Consider the following 20295-nt stretch of genomic DNA (forward strand, 5'->3'; position numbering starts at 1 on the left):
GTAATCGTCTGTTTCATATCACTGTCTCTCTCGGGTAACGCCGGCATCGAACTGGGCAACCACCAGATGCCAGCCAGACTTGGCCAGATCAGCGGGCATCAGGGAAGCCGGCAGGGGCGCGCCAGCCTCCCGGTTCAGCCAGACCCGTACGTCAGAGGGTTCGGTATCAGCAGTCGGGGCAGCCAGCAGTAACGAGCCGGCAACCTCGGGCTCTGCGGTCTCGCCGTAATACACAACCGCCGTGGCTGCCGGGCCGTCATCGGTCACACCGGCCAGCGTCAGCCGCTGCCAACGATGATGACCACGGCGAGCGGCACTGGCATCAGCAATGAACGGCGGCAGACCGCTGTCAGCCAGCTCTGCCACCTCGGGTGCTTCGGCATAGAACAGCAGTTCGTCGTAGGCGACCCGCAGGTCGGCATAGAGCCCCTGCTCCGCCGAGGTGAGATCCCGCCTTGCATCCAACTGGTGCGGGGCCAGCTCAGCGACGTGATGATCACGCCCGTGCCACCCCACGACCAGCGCCGAGGTGGCAAGGATCAGCCCCGCCGCCAGCAGCAGCCACAGGGTCTCGTGGCCGGCACCAGCCGGCTCGACGACAACGGTGGTCACGGCGCAATGCCGGTGTAATCGATCTCAAAGACGTGACCGGGACCGGCATCAAAGAGGATGTAGAACTCGCCATCGGGCTTCTCGAACTCGATCCTGGAATCGGCATCCAGTTCACCGGGAATCAGAATTTCCTCCTCGTAGGAAATCACATCCATGGTGACGCCCGGCGCCAGACTGCCGTCGGAATAGCCGCCCTGACAACGAATGGTATGGTCGTTGACATACTCGCACTGTGCCACCGGGTTATGGGCCAGTGTCACCGGACTGACTGCCACCAAACCCAGCACCACTCCTGCTCTAACGCCCCAGTACCGGAGCCCCTGTTTCATCGCCATTGCCTTACTCCTCACGGTTGTTGAACCAGTTGGCCGTATTGGGAGAAACCCGTGCCAACGGCACCTGCGCCTGATAGACCTTGCCGTCCTTACCTTCCACCGTCAGCCAGAATTCATCTTCAGCCTTGGCGGTGGGCGGGAACGCCAGCTCCGCCCCCATGGTCCGCCGACCACGTAACTGGGTACCCACGGTGCGCATCGAGCGAGGCTTCTGCAGTCGCAGATACACCTGTCGCATTTGCAGTTGGCAACCATCGCAGAAACGCACCTGATAGGACTTCACCGGCACATCCATCGCCGCCAGTTTGGGAACATCGGGGTTGGCTTCGGCCAGGGTGAAGGTCCAGTCACCGATCTGCCCCCGCACGGCATCCGAGCCCAACAACGGGTTGACCGGATACTGCAGCATCCAGGCCGCAAACACCGCTGGGCTGGCAACCAACAGCAGCGCCATCACGATCTGCCGCCCACGGCTTCGCTGAGGTTCTGCCGGCTCGGTTTCCGGTCGCCGACGTTTTGGTGTCGAAGCTTTGCCAGCAGAGGCCTGGCGCCGCGCTTCCCAGCGCGACATCCCCCATGCCAGCAGCACCCCCACGATGGTCAGCCAACCCAGCAGATGCACCTGGCCCGAGCTGATGCCCCAGAATCCGATGCCCACCGCCAGCGCCAGCACCAGCAATCCCCAACCGGCCATTTTCAGCACCCGCTGGGCACGCGCCGAACACTCCAGACCCAGTTGCCGGGCATGCTTTGGCATGGCCAGCGCCAACGCCACAAATCCCGAGAGAGACAGGATCACCACCACCAACTGCTTCATAGCCAGCCTCCCGGCAACATCACCGCATTCATCAATGCCAGGGCAGCGCAGCTCAATGCCAGCCCCACCCAGGCCCGGGTCGCCGAGCGCACGCTGAATACCCAGATGATCGCCGCTGTGTAAACGGCAAAGCTGAGCAGCGAGGCCGCCACCACAGCCTCGGCCTGTGGCATCGGCCAAACCAGGGCCAGGAACACCGTCAGCAGCGACGTAAACAGGTAGCCGCCGAAGATCGCCGCCAGCACCCGGAACAACACCTGCCAGCGATAGCGGGCATCATCGGACAGTGTCATGACGCACCTCCGGCGGCGGCAGCACCTGCGACCATCGCTTGCTGCTCCTTCTTCAGCCAACGTAAACGCAGCTTATGGGCGGTATAGGCCAGCATCGCTGCCAGCAACAGCATGGTGAGATCGAAGCCTGCCATCACCCAGTCACCCTGTGGGATCGACCAGCCCAGGTGGACCCCGGTGGTGGCGGCATTGACCAACGGAATGCTGGCGTAGGCCAACGCACCCAACGCAAACAGCTCGAGCCAGGCCTGCTTCATCGGACGGAACAGGGCGTAGATCAGCGTCCAGCCCCAGACAAAGAACATGCAATGGGCTTCCCAGTCAGCGCGATCAGCAATGTCCAGGGGCAGCAAACGGTTGGCCAGGAAATAGGCCGCCACAGCCAGCGGCAAACCGGCAATGGTGGCAATATTCAGCGCCTCCACCAGACGCAACCCAAACCGATCCACCGCAGACTGCCGCTCCTTGGCGCGGGCATGCCGCTCACGGCGCTTCACCGTCCAGAGCACCAGACCGGTGGCGATCATGCCGCACCCCAGCAGGCCGGAGGCAAAGTACAGCCAGCGCAGAGCCGGACCGGCGAAGTGGCCTTCATGCAGGGAAATCAGCAGACCGTACATGTAGGTGGCGCCATCGCCTTCATCGAGCGGCAACAGCTCACCAGTGCGGGCATCAAACTTCAGCTGCCCTTCGGTATCAGATACCCGTGACACCACCTTGCCCTGGGAAAGACGGCTGAGCTCAATGTAAGCCGGCTCATCATTCGGGTTCGAGAACGTCAGACTGGCAATCTGACCTGCCCCCCACTGTCGCTCGGCCTCGGCAATCACCTCTGATACGTCGGTATCCGGCATGGTCACTGGCTGCCAGCTCTTGTCCACCCGGTCATAGATTTCGTCGAAGAAGGTACGCTGGGGGTCCACTTCATCCGCGTAGATGGTATGGATGCCTGCCGGCATATAGGTTTCGGTGAAGAAAATCAGGCCGCTGTAGGTGATCATCAGGAAGAACGGCAGGGCCATGACACTGATGATGTTGTGAGCGTCCAGCCACGACCGCTGGCCTTTGCCGGGCCGGAAGGTGAAGAAATCCTTGAAAATCTTCTTGTGGGTAATCACGCCGGAGACAATGGCCACCAGCATCAGCATGGTGCACACCCCCACCAGCAGGAAGGCAATGTTTCGCGGCATGTAATGGAACGCGTAGTGCATGCGATACAGCAGGTTGCCGCCGCCGGTTTCCCGTGCCTCCGGTTGCTGTACCGGCTGCCCGGTCGCCAGATCCAGGGTCTCACTGCCGCGCTGGCCGAAGAATCGACCTCGTGGCGGCAGGCTTTCCCAGTTCACTTCCAGCTCCCGATACTGGCGGGTCCGCTGGTTGTACTGGGGCATCGACACGCGCCACAGCTTGGCCTCTGGCGCCACCTGCTGCAGTCGCTGCAGCCCCGTCGCCAGAGCGACCTGGGTGTCCACCCCCTCAACCGGCTGTACGGCCGGACGCTCAGGCTCCATCCAGTGAGTAATCTCGAAAGTGAAATAACCGGCTGTGCCGGTCACAAAGATAAAGAAAAGAACCCAGCCGACGACCAGTCCGGTCCATGTGTGCAGCCAGGCCATCGATGCACGAAACCCGTTTTTCACGACACTATCCTGTAGGCAGGCCTGGGGAGGTGGAAGGAACAACGGATAGGCGACAACGCCGCCCGACCCCAAGCTTAATGATAATCAATGTTACTTTGTTGACGATTAAGGTTCAATTGCCGAATGACAGAACTGGCGCCTTCCCGACTGATTTCCATGGCATTTCACCCGCATCGACCGGCCAGTCAGCAAGCGCAGAACACCGAAGGCCTATACCGTTATGACGAACGAGAAAGAAAAAGGGGTCAAAAAAGAGGGAGTAAGAGAAATGAAAACACAATAACGAAAAAGGGGAACCCTGTAGGCCCCCCTTCTCGACTCAGCTCGCCCGAAGGCGCCCTGACTTTAATTTGGAGCGGGAAACGAGATTCGAACTCGCGACCCCAACCTTGGCAAGGTTGTGCTCTACCAACTGAGCTATTCCCGCATATGTTTTCGAGATTTAAATTCAAGAACTTAGCTGTGTTTCGCTGCGTTCATCCCGACAACGGATGCGTATTATACGGAGCAATTTCCGGCGCGCAACCCCTAATTTTCATTTTTTTGAAATTTCTGTGTCAGCAGCAACACCCAGCAACTCGGGCACCCCCATCACCAGGCCCAGCATGCGCTCAACCGCCCCGCCCAGGTACTGAGCCTGGGGCTCGCCGCGGAACAGCAGCCCATCATATCCCAGCCCGAGCACCACACTCACCAGCAGGGAGGCATCCCGACGCGGGGAACCGACGTCCAGGCGAAGCAGCAGCTCCTCCAGACCGGCTACCCAGGCCGCCCGATGCTGGCGCGCCAACTGCCCCAGATCCGGGTCCCGCAGGGCCTCCATCAGGAACACCTGCTCTGCCAGCACCTCCTCCCGACGCTGGGAAAACTGCTCGCCCAGATAGGCAGTCACAATGGAGGCCAGCCGGCGTGCCAACGCCTCCCGGCCCGGACCACCCCGATTCAGCGACTCCGGCGCGGCGGCATCTAGCACCATATTGACCATGTGGTAGAACTGGTCGAGATTGTCCTGGGCTTTCTCTGCGAACAGCGTAAAGGCGTCACCAATGAGCTCATGAATGTCCCGGAAGTAATAGGTGGTGGACGCCAACGGTACCCCCGCCTCCCGGGCCACCGAACGATGCTTGATACCACGGATGCCCTCGCTGGCGGCAATTCGCAGGGTCGCTTCCAGAATCTTTACCCGGCGCTGCTCACTCTTGGCGCGGTAGGCTTTTCGACCACTGTACTGAACCGGGTTCTGGGACTGCACCTCCGGCCTGTCGCATTCGATGCCTGCCACATTCGATTGTTGTACCTGTGTCATCTGGGCGATTCCGTGATCGGAGAGTTAAGCTTTCCAGCCACAGTATGCCGCCCCAATGCCAGCAAAACCTTGATAGAAGTTGCATTCCCGCAGTTTTGCAATCACTGGCCAAACCGGGCACCACCCTGCCCCAGATATTCCGCTTCCTCCGGCGTTGCCGACCGCTTAAGCACCCCGTTGCGATGGGGAAAGCGACCAAAGCGGCGAATGATGTCACGATGCTCTCCGGCCGATACCCAGAACCCCTCCAGCAGGGCCCGCAAGGGACCATCATGGGACGCCAGCAACTGGTGGTAGAGATCCACCGCCAACTCCTGGTCCGCCAACCGCTCGGAATGCTGCAACGGCATATAAAAGAACGCCCGCTGCACCGCCGGCAAATCCATGTCGCGACCTTCTTTTAGCCCCTCGTGACATAGACGCCGGGCCAAGGAGTCGGCGGCAAACGCCAGCGCGCCACCACGATGAATGTTACGGGTGAACTGATCCAGCAGTAACAGTTCCGCCAGGCGCCCCCCGGCGCTTGCGCGCCAAGTCTGCAGGCCGTTCTCCGAGGCCACAACCACCAACGACAGAAAACGACGACGGATTTCCTGGTCAAACGACCGGGACGACCGAAACCAGCGATTGCGATGGAACGCGTCGGGAATGCCGTCGTCATCCAGATCGCCAAACCAGAAATCCAATACATCCTGCCATCCGAACATACTTCCGTTCCCCTGTTTCTCGGCGCAGCCCTGAGGCCGCCTATACTGTATGGAGAGCCCTGAAGGCGCCCTTGGTAATACGCTGAGCCTTGTTACACTGGGGCAAACACACGGCAAGCCCTGAGCCCCCCCCAACACCATGGGGCGGGCGATAACAGCTACGCAAATCATGACACAACGGACCCATTCTCCCATGCCAGACAAACGGACCATAATCTTGCTCGCCCACGGCAGCAGCGACGCCAAATGGTGCACCACCTTCGAAAAGCTGGCTGCGCCCACACTAAGCGCCATCCCCGATTCTGTGGTGGCCTACATGGAACTGAGCCAACCATCCCTGGCGGAGGTTGTGGCAGACAAATCTGCAAAGGGGTGTAGTGACTTCGTGGTGTTACCGCTGTTTCTGGCGGCAGGACGCCACCTGCGTCGGGATGTGCCCGCAATGATCGCGGCCCTCGAGGAGGAGCACCGGGTCAGCATTCAACTGGCACCACCCATCGGTGAAAGTCCGCAACTGGGTGACGCCATCCGCTCAGTGGTGGAAGACACCCTGGAGACTTCTCATGGCTAGGTCCATCCTCATTACTGGCGGCACCGGCTTCATAGGTCAGAAGCTGTGCCATTCACTGAACCACAACGACTTCCAGCTCACGGTGTTAAGCCGGCAGTCACCGGAAAACGTGAAAACCCTGTGCGGCCGGGTTGAGCCAATCGCGTCACTGGAAGCCCTGCGCGATCACCCGGGATTTGACGCCATCATCAACCTGGCGGGCGAAGGCATTGCCGATCGCCGCTGGAGTGAACACCGCAAACAACAACTGCGGGACAGCCGAATCGCGCTTACCCGACAGCTGGTGGAGCTGGCGGACACCTGGGGATCGCCGCCAAAGGTCATGGTATCCGGTTCTGCCGTCGGCTTTTACGGCGATCAGGGTCAGCAGGCCGTCACCGAGGAGACAGCGCCCCACGACGAATTCACCCACCAGTTATGCCGCGATTGGGAAACCGAGGCCCGCCGCTTCGAGCCCCTGGGTACCCGGGTGTGCCTGTCTCGCACCGGCGTCGTGGTGGGTCCTGCCGGCGGCTTCCTGCAGCGCATGCTGCCGCCGTTCCGGTTTGGTCTGGGCGGCCGACTGGGTGCCGGCACCCAGTATATGCCCTGGGTGCACCGTAATGATGTGGTGAACGCCCTGCTCTGGATGATGAATACCGAGTCCGCCAGCGGCGCCTACAATGTGGTCAGCCCGTCACCCGTCAGCAACCAGGATTTCACCCGCAGCCTCGGCCGCGTACTCCATCGACCAACAATACTGCCCGCGCCCGCAGCGGCCCTGAAACTGGCGTTGGGAGAGATGTCGAGACTGCTGCTAACCGGACAGAACGCCCGCCCGGCCCGCCTGCTGGACGCAGGATTCAAGTTCGAATACCCGGAACTGGAACCGGCACTGCGGGACGCTATTCGCTCTTGCTGAGATACCGATGCAGCGGAGATCCGGGCAGATCGACGAGCCTACGAGACGCCAGCCACAGAACAGTAGCCGCGGAATCTGCTAGAGTGGCCACACCATGTCGATTCGCACTGTCGTTACCTCCGTCCTTGCCTGCACCCTGCTGTCAGTGACCAGCGGCGCGCTTGCGTCCGAAACCACAGCCGGCAGCCAGCAGAGTTACGAATCCTGCTCTATGATCACCAGCGAGTACGTCACCGTTCTGCAGTTGCTCAGTCGCGGGTTTGATGGCGAGAGTTTGAGCGAGGCGCTGCCGGACATCAGCCCCCAGGCCGGACAGAGGGTCAGGACTCTGACACGCTTGGTGGAAGAACAGGGACTGGTGGACACCTACTCACAGATCAACTCCGAGTACGCCCGCTGCGCCCGCACGGTGTACCAGCGTCGGGGCAAGCCACAGGCAAGCTCGCGGGAAGGCCACTTCCACTTTTGTGCGGGCGAGAACAAGGTTCGATACGAAGTGTTGATGTCGGCCGTGGTTGGCGCCGACCGGAGGGAGGTACTGCCCCAGCTTGCCAGTCAACATCAGGCTGTGGCCAATGCGGTCTTTGATCTCTATCTTCAGGAGGGTCCGCTTACCGTGTTCGACTCGCTGGCCAGCGAACTGAAAGCCTGCCTCAATCGCCAGCGTTGACCGACAACCAGGCCGTCCGTCCCAAACACCTACCAGCGAGAACGCATTCCAACCAAAACAATTCCCAGCCAGAAAACTTTTAAAAAAGGTTTGACAGCTCCGGCCGGCTTACCTAATATACGCGCCACCTCGACGAGGCAAGGTTTTGAAGCCGATGCGTCCCCTTCGTCTAGTGGCCTAGGACTCCGCCCTTTCACGGCGGCAACAGGGGTTCGAACCCCCTAGGGGACGCCACTTCTTTTCCTTCCGATCAGGCTGTTTTCTCCCGACCCCCTGCAGCCTTTTTCCCTGCTTTCTCTTTGTGCTTTTTCATGTCTTTGGCAACGAAGGCACCAACCCCACCGAAGAATGCCAGAATCAGCAACACAGTGCCGATGCCTGCAAACACAACTGTGTCCATGTACATAACTCTCTCCTCAGCCTACGCTCGTTAGTCAGAATCTTTTACCTTGGAACCCCCGTTTCCCGCGCCTGCCTTTTATGCTGACCGGAAGTTCCTGAACTGACTGTAAGGTTACGCCGCGCCAGCCAATGACCCTTTGACCTGGATCAAAGGGGTGAACGGAGTCTCATCCGCTTGCCCATACCCGCCTTTTATTGACCCAAAAAAGCCACACAATTACGGCACTTGCGCGCCGCGACTGCTATAGTTCGTGGGGTGCTGATTATTAATCTTCAGAGGCTGGCTGATATCAACGGCATGCAAAAACTGGCGACTCGCCTGCAACAGTTTCGATCCGGGTCTCCCCTGTCGTTCCGGTTGCTGGCCTACATACTGCTTTTCAGTTCCATTTTTACCCTGCTGGCATCCGGTATTCAGATTTACAGCGATTTCCGCAAGGATGTCAGCGTAATCGAAGAGCGCATGCGGGTGGTGGAGACCAGTTACGCCAGCAGTCTGTCCCGCAGTCTGTGGGCGCTGGACCAGAAACTTCTGGAAATCCAGATGGAAGGCATTCTCAGCCTGCCGGACATCGTCCAGCTCAACCTGCAGATTGCCCCCAACTCCGAGATTGTCATGGGCGAAGTGCCCCGGGGAGCAGCAACCCGGCAACACACCTTCACCCTCACCCATGAGGGCGACGAAGTGTTCAAGCTTGGCGAGATGAGCATCACCGCCAGCCTGGACCAGATCTACGCCAACCTGAAACGCAAGGTGCTGGTGATTCTGGCCACCCAGTTTCTCAAAACCTTTTTTATTTCCATCCTGATCGTGTGGATTTTCCAGTACTTTGTCACCCGCCACCTGTCGGCGATGGCCAACTACGCCCGCACCTTTTCATTGACCAACCTGCCCGAACCACTGCAGCTGGACCGCCCGGACACCGAGCTCAACCGCATTGACGAACTGTCCCAGGTCACCGAGGCCATCAACCAGATGCGTCAACGACTGCACCAGGATCTTGAGCAGCAGAGCCTCGATGCGGAAGAGATCCGCAAGCTCTCAAAGGCCATCGAGCAAAGTCCGTCGTCGGTGCTGATCTGTGATCGCCAATGGCGGATCGAGTTCGTGAACCAGAAGTTTACCCAACTGACCGGCTACGACGCCGAGAGCATGATCGGCAAGCACCCGGGCATGCTCACCGACGATCCGTTTCTGCAACGGGAGAACCGGCAGTTGTGGCAGGCCATCCAGCTGCAGGTACAACGGGTCGGGGTCTGGCAGGGCGAATCCAACAGCATTCGCAAAAATGGCGAACGTTTCTGGGAACAGCTGATTGTCACCCCCATCAAGGACGCCAATGGGCAGGCCACCCATTACCTGATCCTTGGTGAAGACATCAGTATCCGCAAACGCTACGAACAGCAGTTGCTGCGCCAGGCCAACTACGACATTCTCACCGGCCTGCCCAACCGCATGCTCGCCCTTGATCGCCTGAAACTGGCCCTGGCCCAAGCCCAGCGGGAGAACAGCCTGGTCGGCGTGATGTTCCTGGATCTGGACAACTTCAAACATATTAACGACACCATGGGCCACGATGCCGGCGACAACCTGCTGATTGAGGCGGCCCGTCGTATCTCCAGCTCCCTGCGGGGCACCAGCACCGTGGCCCGCCTCGGCGGCGATGAGTTCCTGGTGGTGCTGCCCGGCTTGCAGGGCGCAGACTCCACCACCCAGGTGGCGGAGCGGATTCTGCAGACCTTCGCCTCACCGTTTCATATTGGCAATCAGGAAGTCTTCGTCACCACCAGTATCGGCATCGCCATCTACCCCACCGATTCCGACAACAGTGGCACCCTGCTGCAACATGCCGACGCCGCCATGTACCAGGCCAAGAGCAAGGGCAAGAGTGCCTATGAGCGTTTCTCCCCAGAGATGAAAGAGGTCTCCCACGAGCGCCTGCAGCTGGAGTCCCGCATGCGCCGGGCACTGGAGCTGAACGAGTTCGAGCTGTACTTCCAGCCCATCATCCAGACCGCCACCGGCACACTCACCGGGGCCGAAGCCCTGCTGCGCTGGAACAACCCCAGTATGGGCATGGTGATGCCGGACAAGTTCATCCCGCTGGCGGAAGAAACCGGCCTGATCATTCCGATCGGCGAGTGGGTGCTGGAGCAGGCCTGCGCCGCCGCGGTGCGCTGGCAGCAGGCAACGGGCCTGGAGCTTGGCATCTCGGTAAATGTCTCACCCCGCCAGTTCCGCGATCCCGGCTTTGTCGACGCGGTGCTGCGGGCGTTGCGCAACACCGGTCTGGACCCGCGTCGGCTGGAGTTGGAGATCACCGAGCGGCTGATCCTCGACAATACGATTGAAACCTCAGACATCCTGTCTCGCCTCGATGAAGAAGGCGTTCGCTTGTCCGTGGACGACTTCGGCACCGGCTACTCGGCCCTCAGCTACCTCAAGAGCTACCCGTTCGATACCCTCAAGATCGACAAGTCTTTCGTCCGGGATGTCATGCGGGAGCAGGAAGACGCTTCACTGGTGAAAGCCATCATCAACATGGCACACAGCCTGGGCCTCAAGGTGATTGCCGAAGGGGTGGAAGAAGAAGACCAGACCCACTTCCTCAAGGCCCACGGCTGCGATTACTCCCAGGGGTATTTCTACAGCCGTCCGGCCCCGGAAGAAGAGTTCGCCATCTGGCTCAAGACCAACCGGCGCGCCCAGATGTAGTCCGGAGTCCCAGCGAGCTGCAGAGCGAAAGCATTACAGAACGACAGAACCAACCGATTCAAGCAACAGGCAATCTTCATGGAAGACACTCTCCTCGTGGTCAACTGCGGCAGTTCGTCGCTGAAACTTGCCCTCTATGATCGTCAGATGCACTGTCTGGCAAACGCCCTGGCCGAGCGCCTGGGCTCCTCAGACGCCTTCGGGCGTCTTGATGCCAATGATCAGCGTCATCAGGTCGAGATCCCCGCACCGGGTGACCACGACGCCGCTCTCGCCGCCCTGATCCGGCAGCTACGAACCCTGCAGCTGCTGCAGGGGCAACCCCGGGCAGTTGGACACCGGGTGGTCCACGGTGGCGAATCGTTCACAGACGCTGCCCGAATCACCCCCGAGGTGATTGACGCCATCGAGCGCTGCGCCGCCCTGGCGCCACTGCATAACCCGGTCAATCTGGTGGGCATTCGAGCTACCCAAGCGCTGTTCCCTGAGGTGCCTCAGGTGGCGGTGTTCGATACCGCATTTCACCAGAGCCTGCCGGAACACGCCTATCTCTATGCCCTGCCCCAACGCTTCTACCAGGAATGGGGCGTGCGCCGATACGGCTTCCATGGCACCAGCCACCAGTTCATGGCCGGCGAAGCCTCCCGCATCCTCGACAAACCCTTGTCAGAAACCTCGATCATCTCTGCCCACCTCGGCAACGGCTGTAGCATCACGGCCATTCGGGATGGCCAGAGTGTGGATACCTCCATGGGTCTGACCCCGCTGGAAGGCCTGGTAATGGGCACTCGCAGTGGTGACCTTGATCCCGGGCTGTTCGAGTTTCTGGGCGGCAAGGGCCTGTCGCCGGCGGAGATCAACCGGCTGCTCAACCAGGACAGCGGCCTGCTGGGGCTCTCTGGCGAGACCAACGACATGCGTACCCTGACCGAACTGGCTGCCAACGGCCACCGCCAGGCAGATCTCGCCATCGAAGTGTTCTGCTTCCGCCTGGCCCGTTACGTCGGCGCCATGACCGCGTCCCTGAACCAACTCGATGCCCTGGTATTCACCGGCGGTATCGGCGAGAACAGCGCACTGGTGCGGGCCCGCACTGTTGCGCACCTGCAACTGCTGGGGCTCCGCCTCGACAACAACCACAACGACCGCCATGGCCGTGACAACCAGCATCACATCGAACACGCGGACAGCCGTTTCCCGATCCTGGTGATTCCCACCAACGAGGAACGGGTCATCGCCCAGTCTGCACTGAACCACAGCTAAGGATTGACCATGGCCAAGAATCTTTTCATCGCGCCGACGTCCCTGGATGCCGGTCTCACCTCGGTCTGTCTCGGTCTCTACCGGGCACTGGATCGGGTCGGCGTACGGGTCGGTTTCTACAAGCCGTTTACCCAACCCCTGTACCGCCAGGATCACCGGCTGAACGAGGGCTGCGATGCCTCGGTGGAATTCATCCGCAGCCGCGGAGAGCTATCGCCACCAGACCCGATCGACCTGAAACGGGCGCAGAAACTGCTCAACCAGGGCAAGGCCGATCTGCTGATGGAGGAAGTGGTCGGGCACTACCAGCAGGTGGCTGCCAAATGCGATGTGGTGATTATTGAAGGGCTGGTCCCGGATCGCAGCCAGGCCTACACCGCGCGCCTGAATGTGGATGTCTCCCGCAACCTCGGCGCCGAAGTCATCCTGGTCAGCGCGCCCCAGGAAGCCAGCCCGGGCGAGCTGGATGAACTGCTGGACTTCTCCGCCCGGCTGTTCGCCGCTCCCGGCGATCCGGACGTGATCGGCGTAATCCTCAACAAGGTGGGCGAACCGCAACGCTCCGACTTTACCCCCCGGGTGAACGCCGAGCTGCTGACCGACCTGCCGGACTACGCCAGTGAGTGCAAGGTCTTCCGTGACCAGCGCTTCCGTCTGCTGGGCAGCATTCCCTGGCAGCCGGAGCTGCTGGCACCGCGGGTGGCCGACATCGCCCGGGAACTGGCAACCCCGGTGCTCCACGCCGGTCAGATGGAAACCCGCCGGGTCCGCAATGTCACGGTCAGCGCCCGGACCGTCCGTAACATGGTGCATACCCTCAAACCCGGCACCCTGGTGGTCACCCCCGGCGATCGCGAGGACATCATGCTGGCCACCGCCGTGTCCGCCCTCAATGGCGTGCCCCTGGCGGGTCTGCTGCTCACCGGCGGACTGGCAGCGGACGACAGAGTGATCGAGCTGTGCCGCAAAGCCCTGGATACCGGCCTGCCTGTGCTCAGCGCCGAAACCAATACCTTTGAGACGGCGCACCAGCTCGCCAATCTGTCGCCAGCCATTCCCCTGGACGATGGCGCCCGCATTGAGCAGGCCATGGAGTCGGTGGCCACCCAGCTGGATACGGACTGGCTGCAACAGCACCTCAGCATCCAGCGAAAACGACGGCTATCACCGCCGGCCTTCCGCTACCAGCTGTCAGAACGGGCCCGGGCCGCGGACAAACGCATCGTCCTGCCGGAGGGGAACGAGCCCCGCACGGTCCAGGCCGCCATCATCTGCCACCAGCGTCAGCTCGCCCGCTGCGTGCTGATCGGCAACCGCGAGGAGATCGCCTCCGTGGCCCAGACCCAGGGCCTGACCCTGCCGGATGACCTGGAAGTGATCGACCCGGGCACCGTCCGCGACCAGTACGTGCCGCCCATGGTGGAGTTGCGTAAACACAAGGGGCTGGCACCGGACATGGCGGAAGCCATGCTGGAGGACAACGTGGTCCTCGGCACCATGATGGTGGCAATGGACGAAGCCGACGGCCTGGTGTCCGGCGCGGTTCACACCACCGCCAACACCGTTCGCCCGGCGCTGCAGCTGATCAAGACCCACGAGCACGCACGGGTGGTGTCGTCGGTGTTCTTCATGCTGCTGCCGGAACAGGTACTGGTCTATGGCGACTGTGCCATCAACCCGGACCCCAACGCCGAACAACTGGCAGACATTGCTATCCAGAGCGCGGAATCGGCCCTGGCCTTCGGCATTGATCCGGTGATTGCGATGATCAGCTACAGCACCGGCGAGTCCGGCAGTGGTCAGGATGTCGACAAGGTGCGCGAGGCCACCCGCATTGCGCGGGAGCGTCGCCCCGATCTGCTGATCGATGGCCCGCTGCAGTATGATGCCGCCGCCATCGCCAGCGTCGGCCGCAGCAAGGCGCCGGACAGTCCGGTTGCGGGTAAGGCCACGGTGTTCGTGTTCCCGGACCTCAACACCGGCAATACTACCTACAAGGCCGTGCAACGCAGCGCCAATGTGGTCAGTATCGGCCCGATGCTGCAAGGTCTGCGCAAGCCGGTGAACGATCTGTCCCGGGGCGCCCTGGTGGAGGACATAGTATTCACCATCGCCCTGACTGCGGTCCAGGCCCGCCAGGTGGAAGACGCCAAGGCCTGAGTTTTCAGGGGCCCAGAAACAGCTTACCCCGGCATGGCCGGGGTAAGCTGGGTAACAACGTTACTACTTTTTCTTGCTCTTCATCCGCGGCTTTTTGATCCGCCGCCCTTTCTTGAGATCGTTGTCCTGCTTCACCTTCTGCCGGGGTGTCAGGCGATTGACCCGGTTGGCGTAGGGGTTCTCGCTGCCCTTGAACTCAAACCGGATTGGCGTACCGGTAACCTTGAGCACGCGACGAAAGGTATTCTCCAGATAGCGTTTGTAGGCACCTGGTAAGGCATCCACCTGGTTGCCATGGACCACGATCACCGGCGGATTGGAGCCGCCCTGGTGGGCATAGCGCAGCTTGATGCGACGTCCCTGCACCATTGGCGGCTGATGCTGCGCGGTGGCATCCTGGAGAATCGCCGTCAGACGGTTGGTCTGCCATTTCGCCATGGCCGACTCGTAGCAGTCCGCCACCGAATCGTACATCACACCAACACCGGAACCGTGCAGGGCGGAAATGTAGTGCTTGTCGGCGTAGTCGAGGAAATCCAGACGACGCTGAACCTGCTCCTTCACCCGGGCCCGGTCTTCACCGTCCATGCCGTCCCACTTGTTGACGGCAATGATCAGGGAGCGACCGGCATCCAGCACGAAGCCGATCAGATGCAGATCCTGGTCCACCAGCCCTTCCCGGGCATCGATCACCAGAATCACCACATGGGCATCGTCAATCGCCTGAAGGGTTTTGATAATGGAGAACTTCTCCACCACTTCGCGAACGTTCTTACGGCGCCGGACACCGGCCGTGTCGATCAGGGTGTACTCCTGCCCCTGACGCTCGTAGGGAATATAAACACTGTCCCGGGTGGTGCCAGGCATGTCGTAGACCACCACCCGGTCTTCCCCAAGCATGCGGTTGACCAAGGTGGATTTGCCCACATTGGGCCGGCCGACGATGCCGATACGAATGCCCGGATAGCGGTCCGCCCGATCCTCAGCGTCGGCTTCCTCAATGGCCGGCAGCAGCCGGTCCAGCATGGAGCGGATACCACGGTTGTGGGAGGCGGCAATGAGGAACGGCTGATCAAAGCCCAGACTGTAGAAATCACTGGCGGCAACGTCCGGGTCCTGGCCATCGGTCTTGTTGACCACCAAATGGGCGGGCTTGCCCAGACGACGCAGGTGGTCGGCAATCATCTCATCGCCAGCGGTCAGGCCTGCACGGCCATCCACCAGAAACAGCACGATGGTGGCCTCTTCCACCGCCTGCAGGGACTGACGGGCCATTTCGGCGTCGATGCCTTCTTCGTCTCCGGTCAAACCGCCGGTATCAATGACAATAAAGCGCTGGCCTTCGTAGTTGCCCTCACCGTACTTACGGTCTCGGGTCAGGCCGGGGAAGTCCGCCACCAGGGCGTCCCGGGAGCGGGTCATCTGGTTGAACAGGGTGGATTTGCCGACATTGGGTCGACCAACCAGGGCGATGACAGGGATCATAAATCGTTGCTATCCAGTTGCAGGGCGCCGCCCGAGGGCGGCGCCGGCACGTTCAGTCGCGTGCGTTCAGTTCAAGGAGGGCCAATTTGCCACTGTTGCCGTAGACCAATACCCGGTCTCCCAACCGCTGCATCGGCACACGCAGGCCCTCGTCATCAAATTCCAGCTGTCCCTGCAAGCTGCCGTCCGCCAGTGACAGGGCGTGAATATAGCCCTCAAAATCACCCACCAGCAGGTAATCCCCAATCACCTGGGGCTGGGTTGTCTGACGCCATGAAAGGCGGTCCTGGGTCCAGATCACATCTCGGGACGCGCCGTCGTAGGCGAGGATGTCACCATTGGCCTGGGAGACAAAAATGTTGCCCTGACCAATCATCGCCGAATGCAGACTGGAGCTCTTGCGGCTCCAAATTTCCTGGCCGGAACGCAGGTCCACCAGCGCCAATTGGCCCTGATAGCCGGTAATCAGCGCAGCGGATTCCAGAATCAGCGGCTGGGCGGTGACATCCACCAGTCGTTCAAGCTCGGTCCGGCCTTCCGGTTCCCCCACGGTGTATTGCCACAACGGCTGACCGGATTCGGAATCCAGCGCGAACAGCCGGCCATTGGCAAAAGACACCAGCGTCATGTCGGCACCAACCAGCGGAGCGGCCGCAGCGCGCAGGGTCAGTACCGGCACCACACCGTCATACTGCCAACGACGCTCACCATCTTCCGCACCAAACGCCAGTACCTTGCCGTCGATGGTCTGTGCCACCACGACGGCACCATTGGACGCCGGGCTGGCCAGCACTTCATTCGGCAATTCGGCTTGCCACAACAGCTCACCGGTCTCAATGGACAACGCCAGCAGTTCTGCGTCCGCGGTGACCAGGTAAAGCTGGCGACGGTCGCCACCAACGCCGGACATGATGCTCAAGTCCAGCGACTGTTGCCATAGGGTCTTGCCGGTATCCGGCGCCAATGCCAGCAGTTCACCATCCGCCGAAGCAGCGTAGATCGCATCCGGCGTCACCAGCGGCGCCAACTGCAACAACTGCTCATCGTGACCGTCGCCAATGGAACGTTCCCAGACTTCGTCCAGCTCCACCTGCTCCACCACTTCCGGCAGTTCCGCCGGCTGCTCAATGGTGTCAGTGGAACTGCAGCCACCGACCACCAGAGCCGTTAACAGCCCGGCACACAGCCTCGACCACGTCAGCCTGAGCCCTGCCGGCATCAGGATTCCTCCCCGATACCCAGGTCAGCCAGTTTCAGTTCAAGCACAGCATTGCGGCCGGTCTCGCTGGCTTCGCGGGCCACCAGGTAGGCCTCTCCGGCCGCTTCGTTATCGCCTTTCGCCAGCAGGATGTCGCCCTCAAGTTCTGCAAACAGGGCCTTGAAACTGCCGGCGTTGTTGGCACCACGAAGGGTGCTCAGCGCCTCATCCAGATCGCCATTGGTGAACTGGGCCCGCGCCAGTCGGCTGCGCACCACCAGCTCCAGTGCGGGCTTATCCTTGACCTGCCCGTGCACCCAGCTCAGGGTTTCGACGGCTGCCGCCGGGTCGCTTTGCTCATCCAGCTGTTGTTTGGCTAGTAACAGATTGCCGTACAGGGCGTAGGCGTTATCGCTGTACTCATCCCGCAATTTGCCAGCCAGGTAGCTGACGGTTTCGGTGCGACTGTCGTCGGTCTGATCAGAAAACGCACTGAGCAGATTATTGAACTCTGCAGCCGCTTCTGAGCGCACCTGGGCCTGATGGTTCTGCCAGGCTTTCCAGCCAAAGACGATTGCCAGCGCGGCACCAATGCCGATCAGCAGGGAACTGCCGTTCTTTTTCCACCAGTCCTTGATCGCCTGGACCTGTTCCTCTTCGGTACGCAACTCGGCCATGTTCTCTCCTGTGAGTATTCGCTTGTCGTGAAGCGGGGCCCTCGGCCCCTTCGCTGACTGGCCTGTCAGCGCAACAGTTCTGCCAATGCCGGCACCAGGTCAGCCTGGGCCACTTCCTTCTGCTCGCCGTCTGATCGCAGCGGCTTGATCGCCACCGTACCGGCGGCCACCTCGTTCTCACCAAGGATCAACGCCACCTGGGCGCCACTGCGATCGGCTTTCTTCATCTGGCTCTTGAAGCTGCCGCCGCCACAATGGCTGACCACACCCCGACCCGGCAGGCCATTGCGTACCTGCTCGGCCAACACCAGCGCCGGCGCCACCGCGCCCTCACCCATCGCGGTGACGTAGACGTCGACATCATTGTTGACGTGCTCCGGCACCAGATTGAGGGTTTCCAGCAGCAGAATCAGCCGCTCAAGCCCCATCGCGAAGCCGACGGCAACGGTGGGCTTACCCCCCAACTGCTCAACCAGGCCATCGTAACGGCCACCGGCACAGATGGTTCCCTGAGCACCAAGGCTGTCGGTCACCCACTCGAAGACGGTCTTGCCGTAGTAATCCAGCCCCCGCACCAGGCGATTGTTGATCTGGTATGGCACTCCGGCCGCATCCAGCAAGGCTCGCAGCTGGCTGAAGTGCTCAACCGACTCGTCGTCCAGGTAGTCGTCCAGACGCGGCGCTCCGGTGAGGATCTCCTGGGTTTCCGGGCTCTTGCTGTCGAGGATACGCAGCGGGTTGGTGTCCAGGCGACGCTGACTGTCGCCGTCGAGCTGCTCCCGGTAATCGGCCAGGTACGCCACCAGCGCTTCCCGGTACTGGCGACGGGCCTGTGCCGTGCCGATAGAGTTGATCTCCAGTCTGGCATGGTCAGCCAGGCCCAGCTCCCGCCAGAGCCGTGCGGTCAGGATCAGCAGCTCGGCATCGATGTCCGGGCCCGCCATACCAAAGCACTCCACCCCAATCTGGTGGAACTGGCGGTAACGGCCTTTCTGCGGACGTTCGTGCCGGAACATCGGCCCGACATACCAGAGCCGGCGGGTCTGATTGAATAGCAGGCCATGCTCTTCGGCGGCGCGGACACAGCCAGCGGTGCCTTCAGGACGCAGAGTCAGGCTGTCGCCATTGCGATCCTCAAAGGTGTACATCTCTTTTTCAACAATGTCGGTCACTTCACCGATGGAGCGTTTGAACAGATCGGTCTGTTCCACCACCGGCATGCGGATCTCCTGGTAGCCGTAGCTGCCCAGCACCGCCCGGACCTTAGACTCCACGAACTGCCATACCGGAGTCTGCTCGGGCAGGATGTCGTTCATCCCGCGAATTGCCTGAATCTTTGCCAAGGGAAAACCTTACGTTCGATTGGGTATGTCGTGTTGCGACACCAGTCAGCCCCGGCTCAGTCTTCCGAGCGGGCGATGATGGCGTTCTCCTGCTCCTGCCGGCGGGCCACTTCTTCGCGAATCAGTCGCTCCAGGTCCTCGGTCAGGGTGTCATTGTCCAGCTTCTGGTCAGGGCGTCCGCCCAGATAGAACAGGTTGCGGGGGCTTCCGCCGGTGAGGCCGATGTCCGCCTCCTTGGCCTCCCCCGGCCCGTTGACCACGCAGCCGATGATGGCGACGTCCATAGCGGTGTTGACGTCCTCCAGCCGGGCCTCCAGATCGTTCATGGTCTGGATAACATCGAAGTTCTGCCGCGAGCAGCTCGGACAGGCGATGAAGTTGATGCCCCGGCTACGCAGGCGCAGGCTCTTGAGAATGTCGTAACCGACCTTGATTTCCTGTACCGGGTCGGCGGCCAGTGACACCCGAATGGTGTCGCCGATGCCGTCCATCAGCAGCATGCCCAGCCCGATGGACGACTTGACGGTGCCTGAACGGAAACCACCTGCCTCGGTGATGCCCAGATGAAGAGGCTGCTCAATCTGGCTGGCAATCTTGCGATAGGCCGCAACGGTCATGAACACTTCCGATGCCTTGAGGCTGACCTTGAAGTCCGGGAAATCATGGCGATCAAGGATGTCGATGTGACGCATGGCGGACTCCACCAACGCATCCGGCGTTGGCTCGCCGTATTTCTTCTGCAGGTCCTTTTCCAGGGACCCGGCATTGACGCCGATGCGAATGGGGATACCACGGTCACGGGCGGCGCTGATCACCGCGCTTACCCGGTCTTCCCGCCCGATGTTGCCGGGGTTGATACGCAGGCAGTCCACTCCCAGTTCCGCCACTTTCAGGGCGATACGGTAATCAAAGTGAATATCCGCGACCAGCGGCAGTGACACCTGGGCGCGAATCTTGCCAAACGCCTCGGCCGCATCCATGCTTGGTACCGATACCCGCACGATGTCGGCGCCGGCTTCCTGGATCGCGCGAATCTGGTTGACTGTCGCCTCGACATCGCAGGTGTTGGTGTTGGTCATGCTCTGCACCGCAATCGGCGCATCGCCGCCCACCGGCACATCACCCACCATAATCTGTCTCGACTTGCGTCGTTGAATCGGAGATTCCTGCTTCATAGAGAGATAACCAGACTCTTATCA

General features: G+C 61.1%; 19 protein-coding genes and 2 tRNA genes. 7 read left to right on the plus strand and 14 right to left on the minus strand.

Annotated features, from left to right (window positions below; genetic code table 11):
* Positions 1 to 18: 18 nt before the first annotated feature.
* The 8 genes from J2887_RS12100 to J2887_RS12135 all read right to left on the minus strand — a co-directional run bounded on the left by J2887_RS12100 (position 19) and on the right by J2887_RS12135 (position 5710).
* Entirely contained in the window at positions 19 to 612 is a 594-nt protein-coding gene (locus J2887_RS12100; RefSeq protein ID WP_227171385.1) for a DUF6162 family protein, read from the minus strand.
* A complete protein-coding gene (locus J2887_RS12105; protein ID WP_227171386.1) occupies positions 609 to 947 on the minus strand; it encodes a hypothetical protein in 339 nt (112 codons plus the stop codon). The genes J2887_RS12100 and J2887_RS12105 overlap by 4 nt, the downstream gene beginning before the upstream one ends.
* A 4-nt stretch (positions 948 to 951) precedes the next feature.
* The gene (locus J2887_RS12110) at positions 952 to 1764 is read right to left on the minus strand and encodes a DUF3325 domain-containing protein (protein ID WP_227171387.1); all 813 of its coding nucleotides are present in this window, start codon (positions 1762 to 1764) and stop codon (positions 952 to 954) included.
* Entirely contained in the window at positions 1761 to 2057 is a 297-nt protein-coding gene (locus J2887_RS12115; protein ID WP_227171388.1) for a DUF3649 domain-containing protein, read from the minus strand. Before J2887_RS12115 ends, J2887_RS12110 begins: the two co-directional genes overlap by 4 nt.
* The gene (locus J2887_RS12120; RefSeq protein WP_227171389.1) at positions 2054 to 3697 is read right to left on the minus strand and encodes a PepSY-associated TM helix domain-containing protein; all 1644 of its coding nucleotides are present in this window, start codon (positions 3695 to 3697) and stop codon (positions 2054 to 2056) included. Before J2887_RS12120 ends, J2887_RS12115 begins: the two co-directional genes overlap by 4 nt.
* A 351-nt stretch (positions 3698 to 4048) precedes the next feature.
* A tRNA-Gly gene (locus J2887_RS12125) sits at positions 4049 to 4124 on the minus strand.
* A gap of 108 nt (positions 4125 to 4232) precedes the next feature.
* Positions 4233 to 5003 carry a TetR/AcrR family transcriptional regulator gene (locus tag J2887_RS12130; RefSeq protein ID WP_227171390.1) on the minus strand — a complete coding sequence of 257 codons (771 nt, stop codon included), beginning with the start codon at positions 5001 to 5003 and terminating at the stop codon, positions 4233 to 4235.
* Positions 5004 to 5104: 101 nt separating this feature from the next.
* Entirely contained in the window at positions 5105 to 5710 is a 606-nt protein-coding gene (locus tag J2887_RS12135) for a DUF924 family protein (RefSeq protein WP_227171391.1), read from the minus strand.
* 169 nt (positions 5711 to 5879) lie between these two features.
* Between J2887_RS12135 and J2887_RS12140 the strand changes: the two genes are divergently transcribed.
* The 4 genes from J2887_RS12140 (at position 5880) to J2887_RS12155 (ending at position 8086) form a co-directional block, all read left to right on the plus strand.
* Positions 5880 to 6281 (plus strand): sirohydrochlorin chelatase, encoded by a 402-nt coding sequence (locus J2887_RS12140; RefSeq protein WP_227171392.1) that lies wholly within the window; start codon positions 5880 to 5882, stop codon positions 6279 to 6281.
* Entirely contained in the window at positions 6274 to 7182 is a 909-nt protein-coding gene (locus J2887_RS12145; protein WP_227171393.1) for a TIGR01777 family oxidoreductase, read from the plus strand. Before J2887_RS12140 ends, J2887_RS12145 begins: the two co-directional genes overlap by 8 nt.
* A 94-nt stretch (positions 7183 to 7276) precedes the next feature.
* Entirely contained in the window at positions 7277 to 7852 is a 576-nt protein-coding gene (locus J2887_RS12150; RefSeq protein ID WP_227171394.1) for a hypothetical protein, read from the plus strand.
* 158 nt (positions 7853 to 8010) lie between these two features.
* Positions 8011 to 8086, plus strand: a tRNA-Glu gene (locus J2887_RS12155).
* A gap of 16 nt (positions 8087 to 8102) precedes the next feature.
* Here J2887_RS12155 and ccoM read toward each other — a convergent pair.
* On the minus strand, positions 8103 to 8258 hold the full coding sequence (ccoM, locus tag J2887_RS21850; protein ID WP_227171395.1) for a cytochrome c oxidase subunit CcoM: 156 nt from the start codon (positions 8256 to 8258) through the stop codon (positions 8103 to 8105).
* Between the two features lie 294 nt (positions 8259 to 8552).
* On the opposite strand from ccoM, the gene J2887_RS12165 reads away from it, so the two are divergent.
* The 3 genes from J2887_RS12165 (at position 8553) to pta (ending at position 14393) form a co-directional block, all read left to right on the plus strand.
* Positions 8553 to 10970, plus strand: a complete 2418-nt coding sequence (locus J2887_RS12165) for an EAL domain-containing protein (RefSeq protein WP_227171396.1) — start codon at positions 8553 to 8555, stop codon at positions 10968 to 10970.
* A gap of 78 nt (positions 10971 to 11048) precedes the next feature.
* Positions 11049 to 12233, plus strand: coding sequence for an acetate/propionate family kinase (locus J2887_RS12170; protein ID WP_227171397.1), 1185 nt, complete (start codon positions 11049 to 11051; stop codon positions 12231 to 12233).
* A 9-nt stretch (positions 12234 to 12242) separates the two neighbouring features.
* Positions 12243 to 14393, plus strand: coding sequence for a phosphate acetyltransferase (gene pta / locus J2887_RS12175; RefSeq protein ID WP_227171398.1), 2151 nt, complete (start codon positions 12243 to 12245; stop codon positions 14391 to 14393).
* Between the two features lie 63 nt (positions 14394 to 14456).
* On the opposite strand, the gene der is transcribed toward pta, so the two are convergent.
* From der to ispG, 5 genes are all read right to left on the minus strand, one after another.
* Complete coding sequence (gene der, locus J2887_RS12180) at positions 14457 to 15878, minus strand: ribosome biogenesis GTPase Der (protein ID WP_227171399.1); 1422 nt, start codon at positions 15876 to 15878, stop codon at positions 14457 to 14459.
* A 52-nt stretch (positions 15879 to 15930) separates the two neighbouring features.
* Positions 15931 to 17097, minus strand: coding sequence for an outer membrane protein assembly factor BamB (gene bamB, locus J2887_RS12185; RefSeq protein ID WP_227171400.1), 1167 nt, complete (start codon positions 17095 to 17097; stop codon positions 15931 to 15933).
* Positions 17097 to 17753 carry a YfgM family protein gene (locus J2887_RS12190; protein ID WP_227171401.1) on the minus strand — a complete coding sequence of 219 codons (657 nt, stop codon included), beginning with the start codon at positions 17751 to 17753 and terminating at the stop codon, positions 17097 to 17099. The genes bamB and J2887_RS12190 overlap by 1 nt, the downstream gene beginning before the upstream one ends.
* A gap of 65 nt (positions 17754 to 17818) precedes the next feature.
* Positions 17819 to 19096, minus strand: a complete 1278-nt coding sequence (gene hisS / locus J2887_RS12195) for a histidine--tRNA ligase (RefSeq protein ID WP_227171402.1) — start codon at positions 19094 to 19096, stop codon at positions 17819 to 17821.
* 56 nt (positions 19097 to 19152) lie between these two features.
* Positions 19153 to 20271, minus strand: coding sequence for a flavodoxin-dependent (E)-4-hydroxy-3-methylbut-2-enyl-diphosphate synthase (ispG, locus tag J2887_RS12200; RefSeq protein WP_227171403.1), 1119 nt, complete (start codon positions 20269 to 20271; stop codon positions 19153 to 19155).
* Positions 20272 to 20295 lie beyond the last annotated feature (24 nt).

The sequence above is a fragment of the Marinobacter sp. CA1 genome, from assembly GCF_020546665.1.
Lineage (GTDB): Bacteria > Pseudomonadota > Gammaproteobacteria > Pseudomonadales > Oleiphilaceae > Marinobacter > Marinobacter xestospongiae.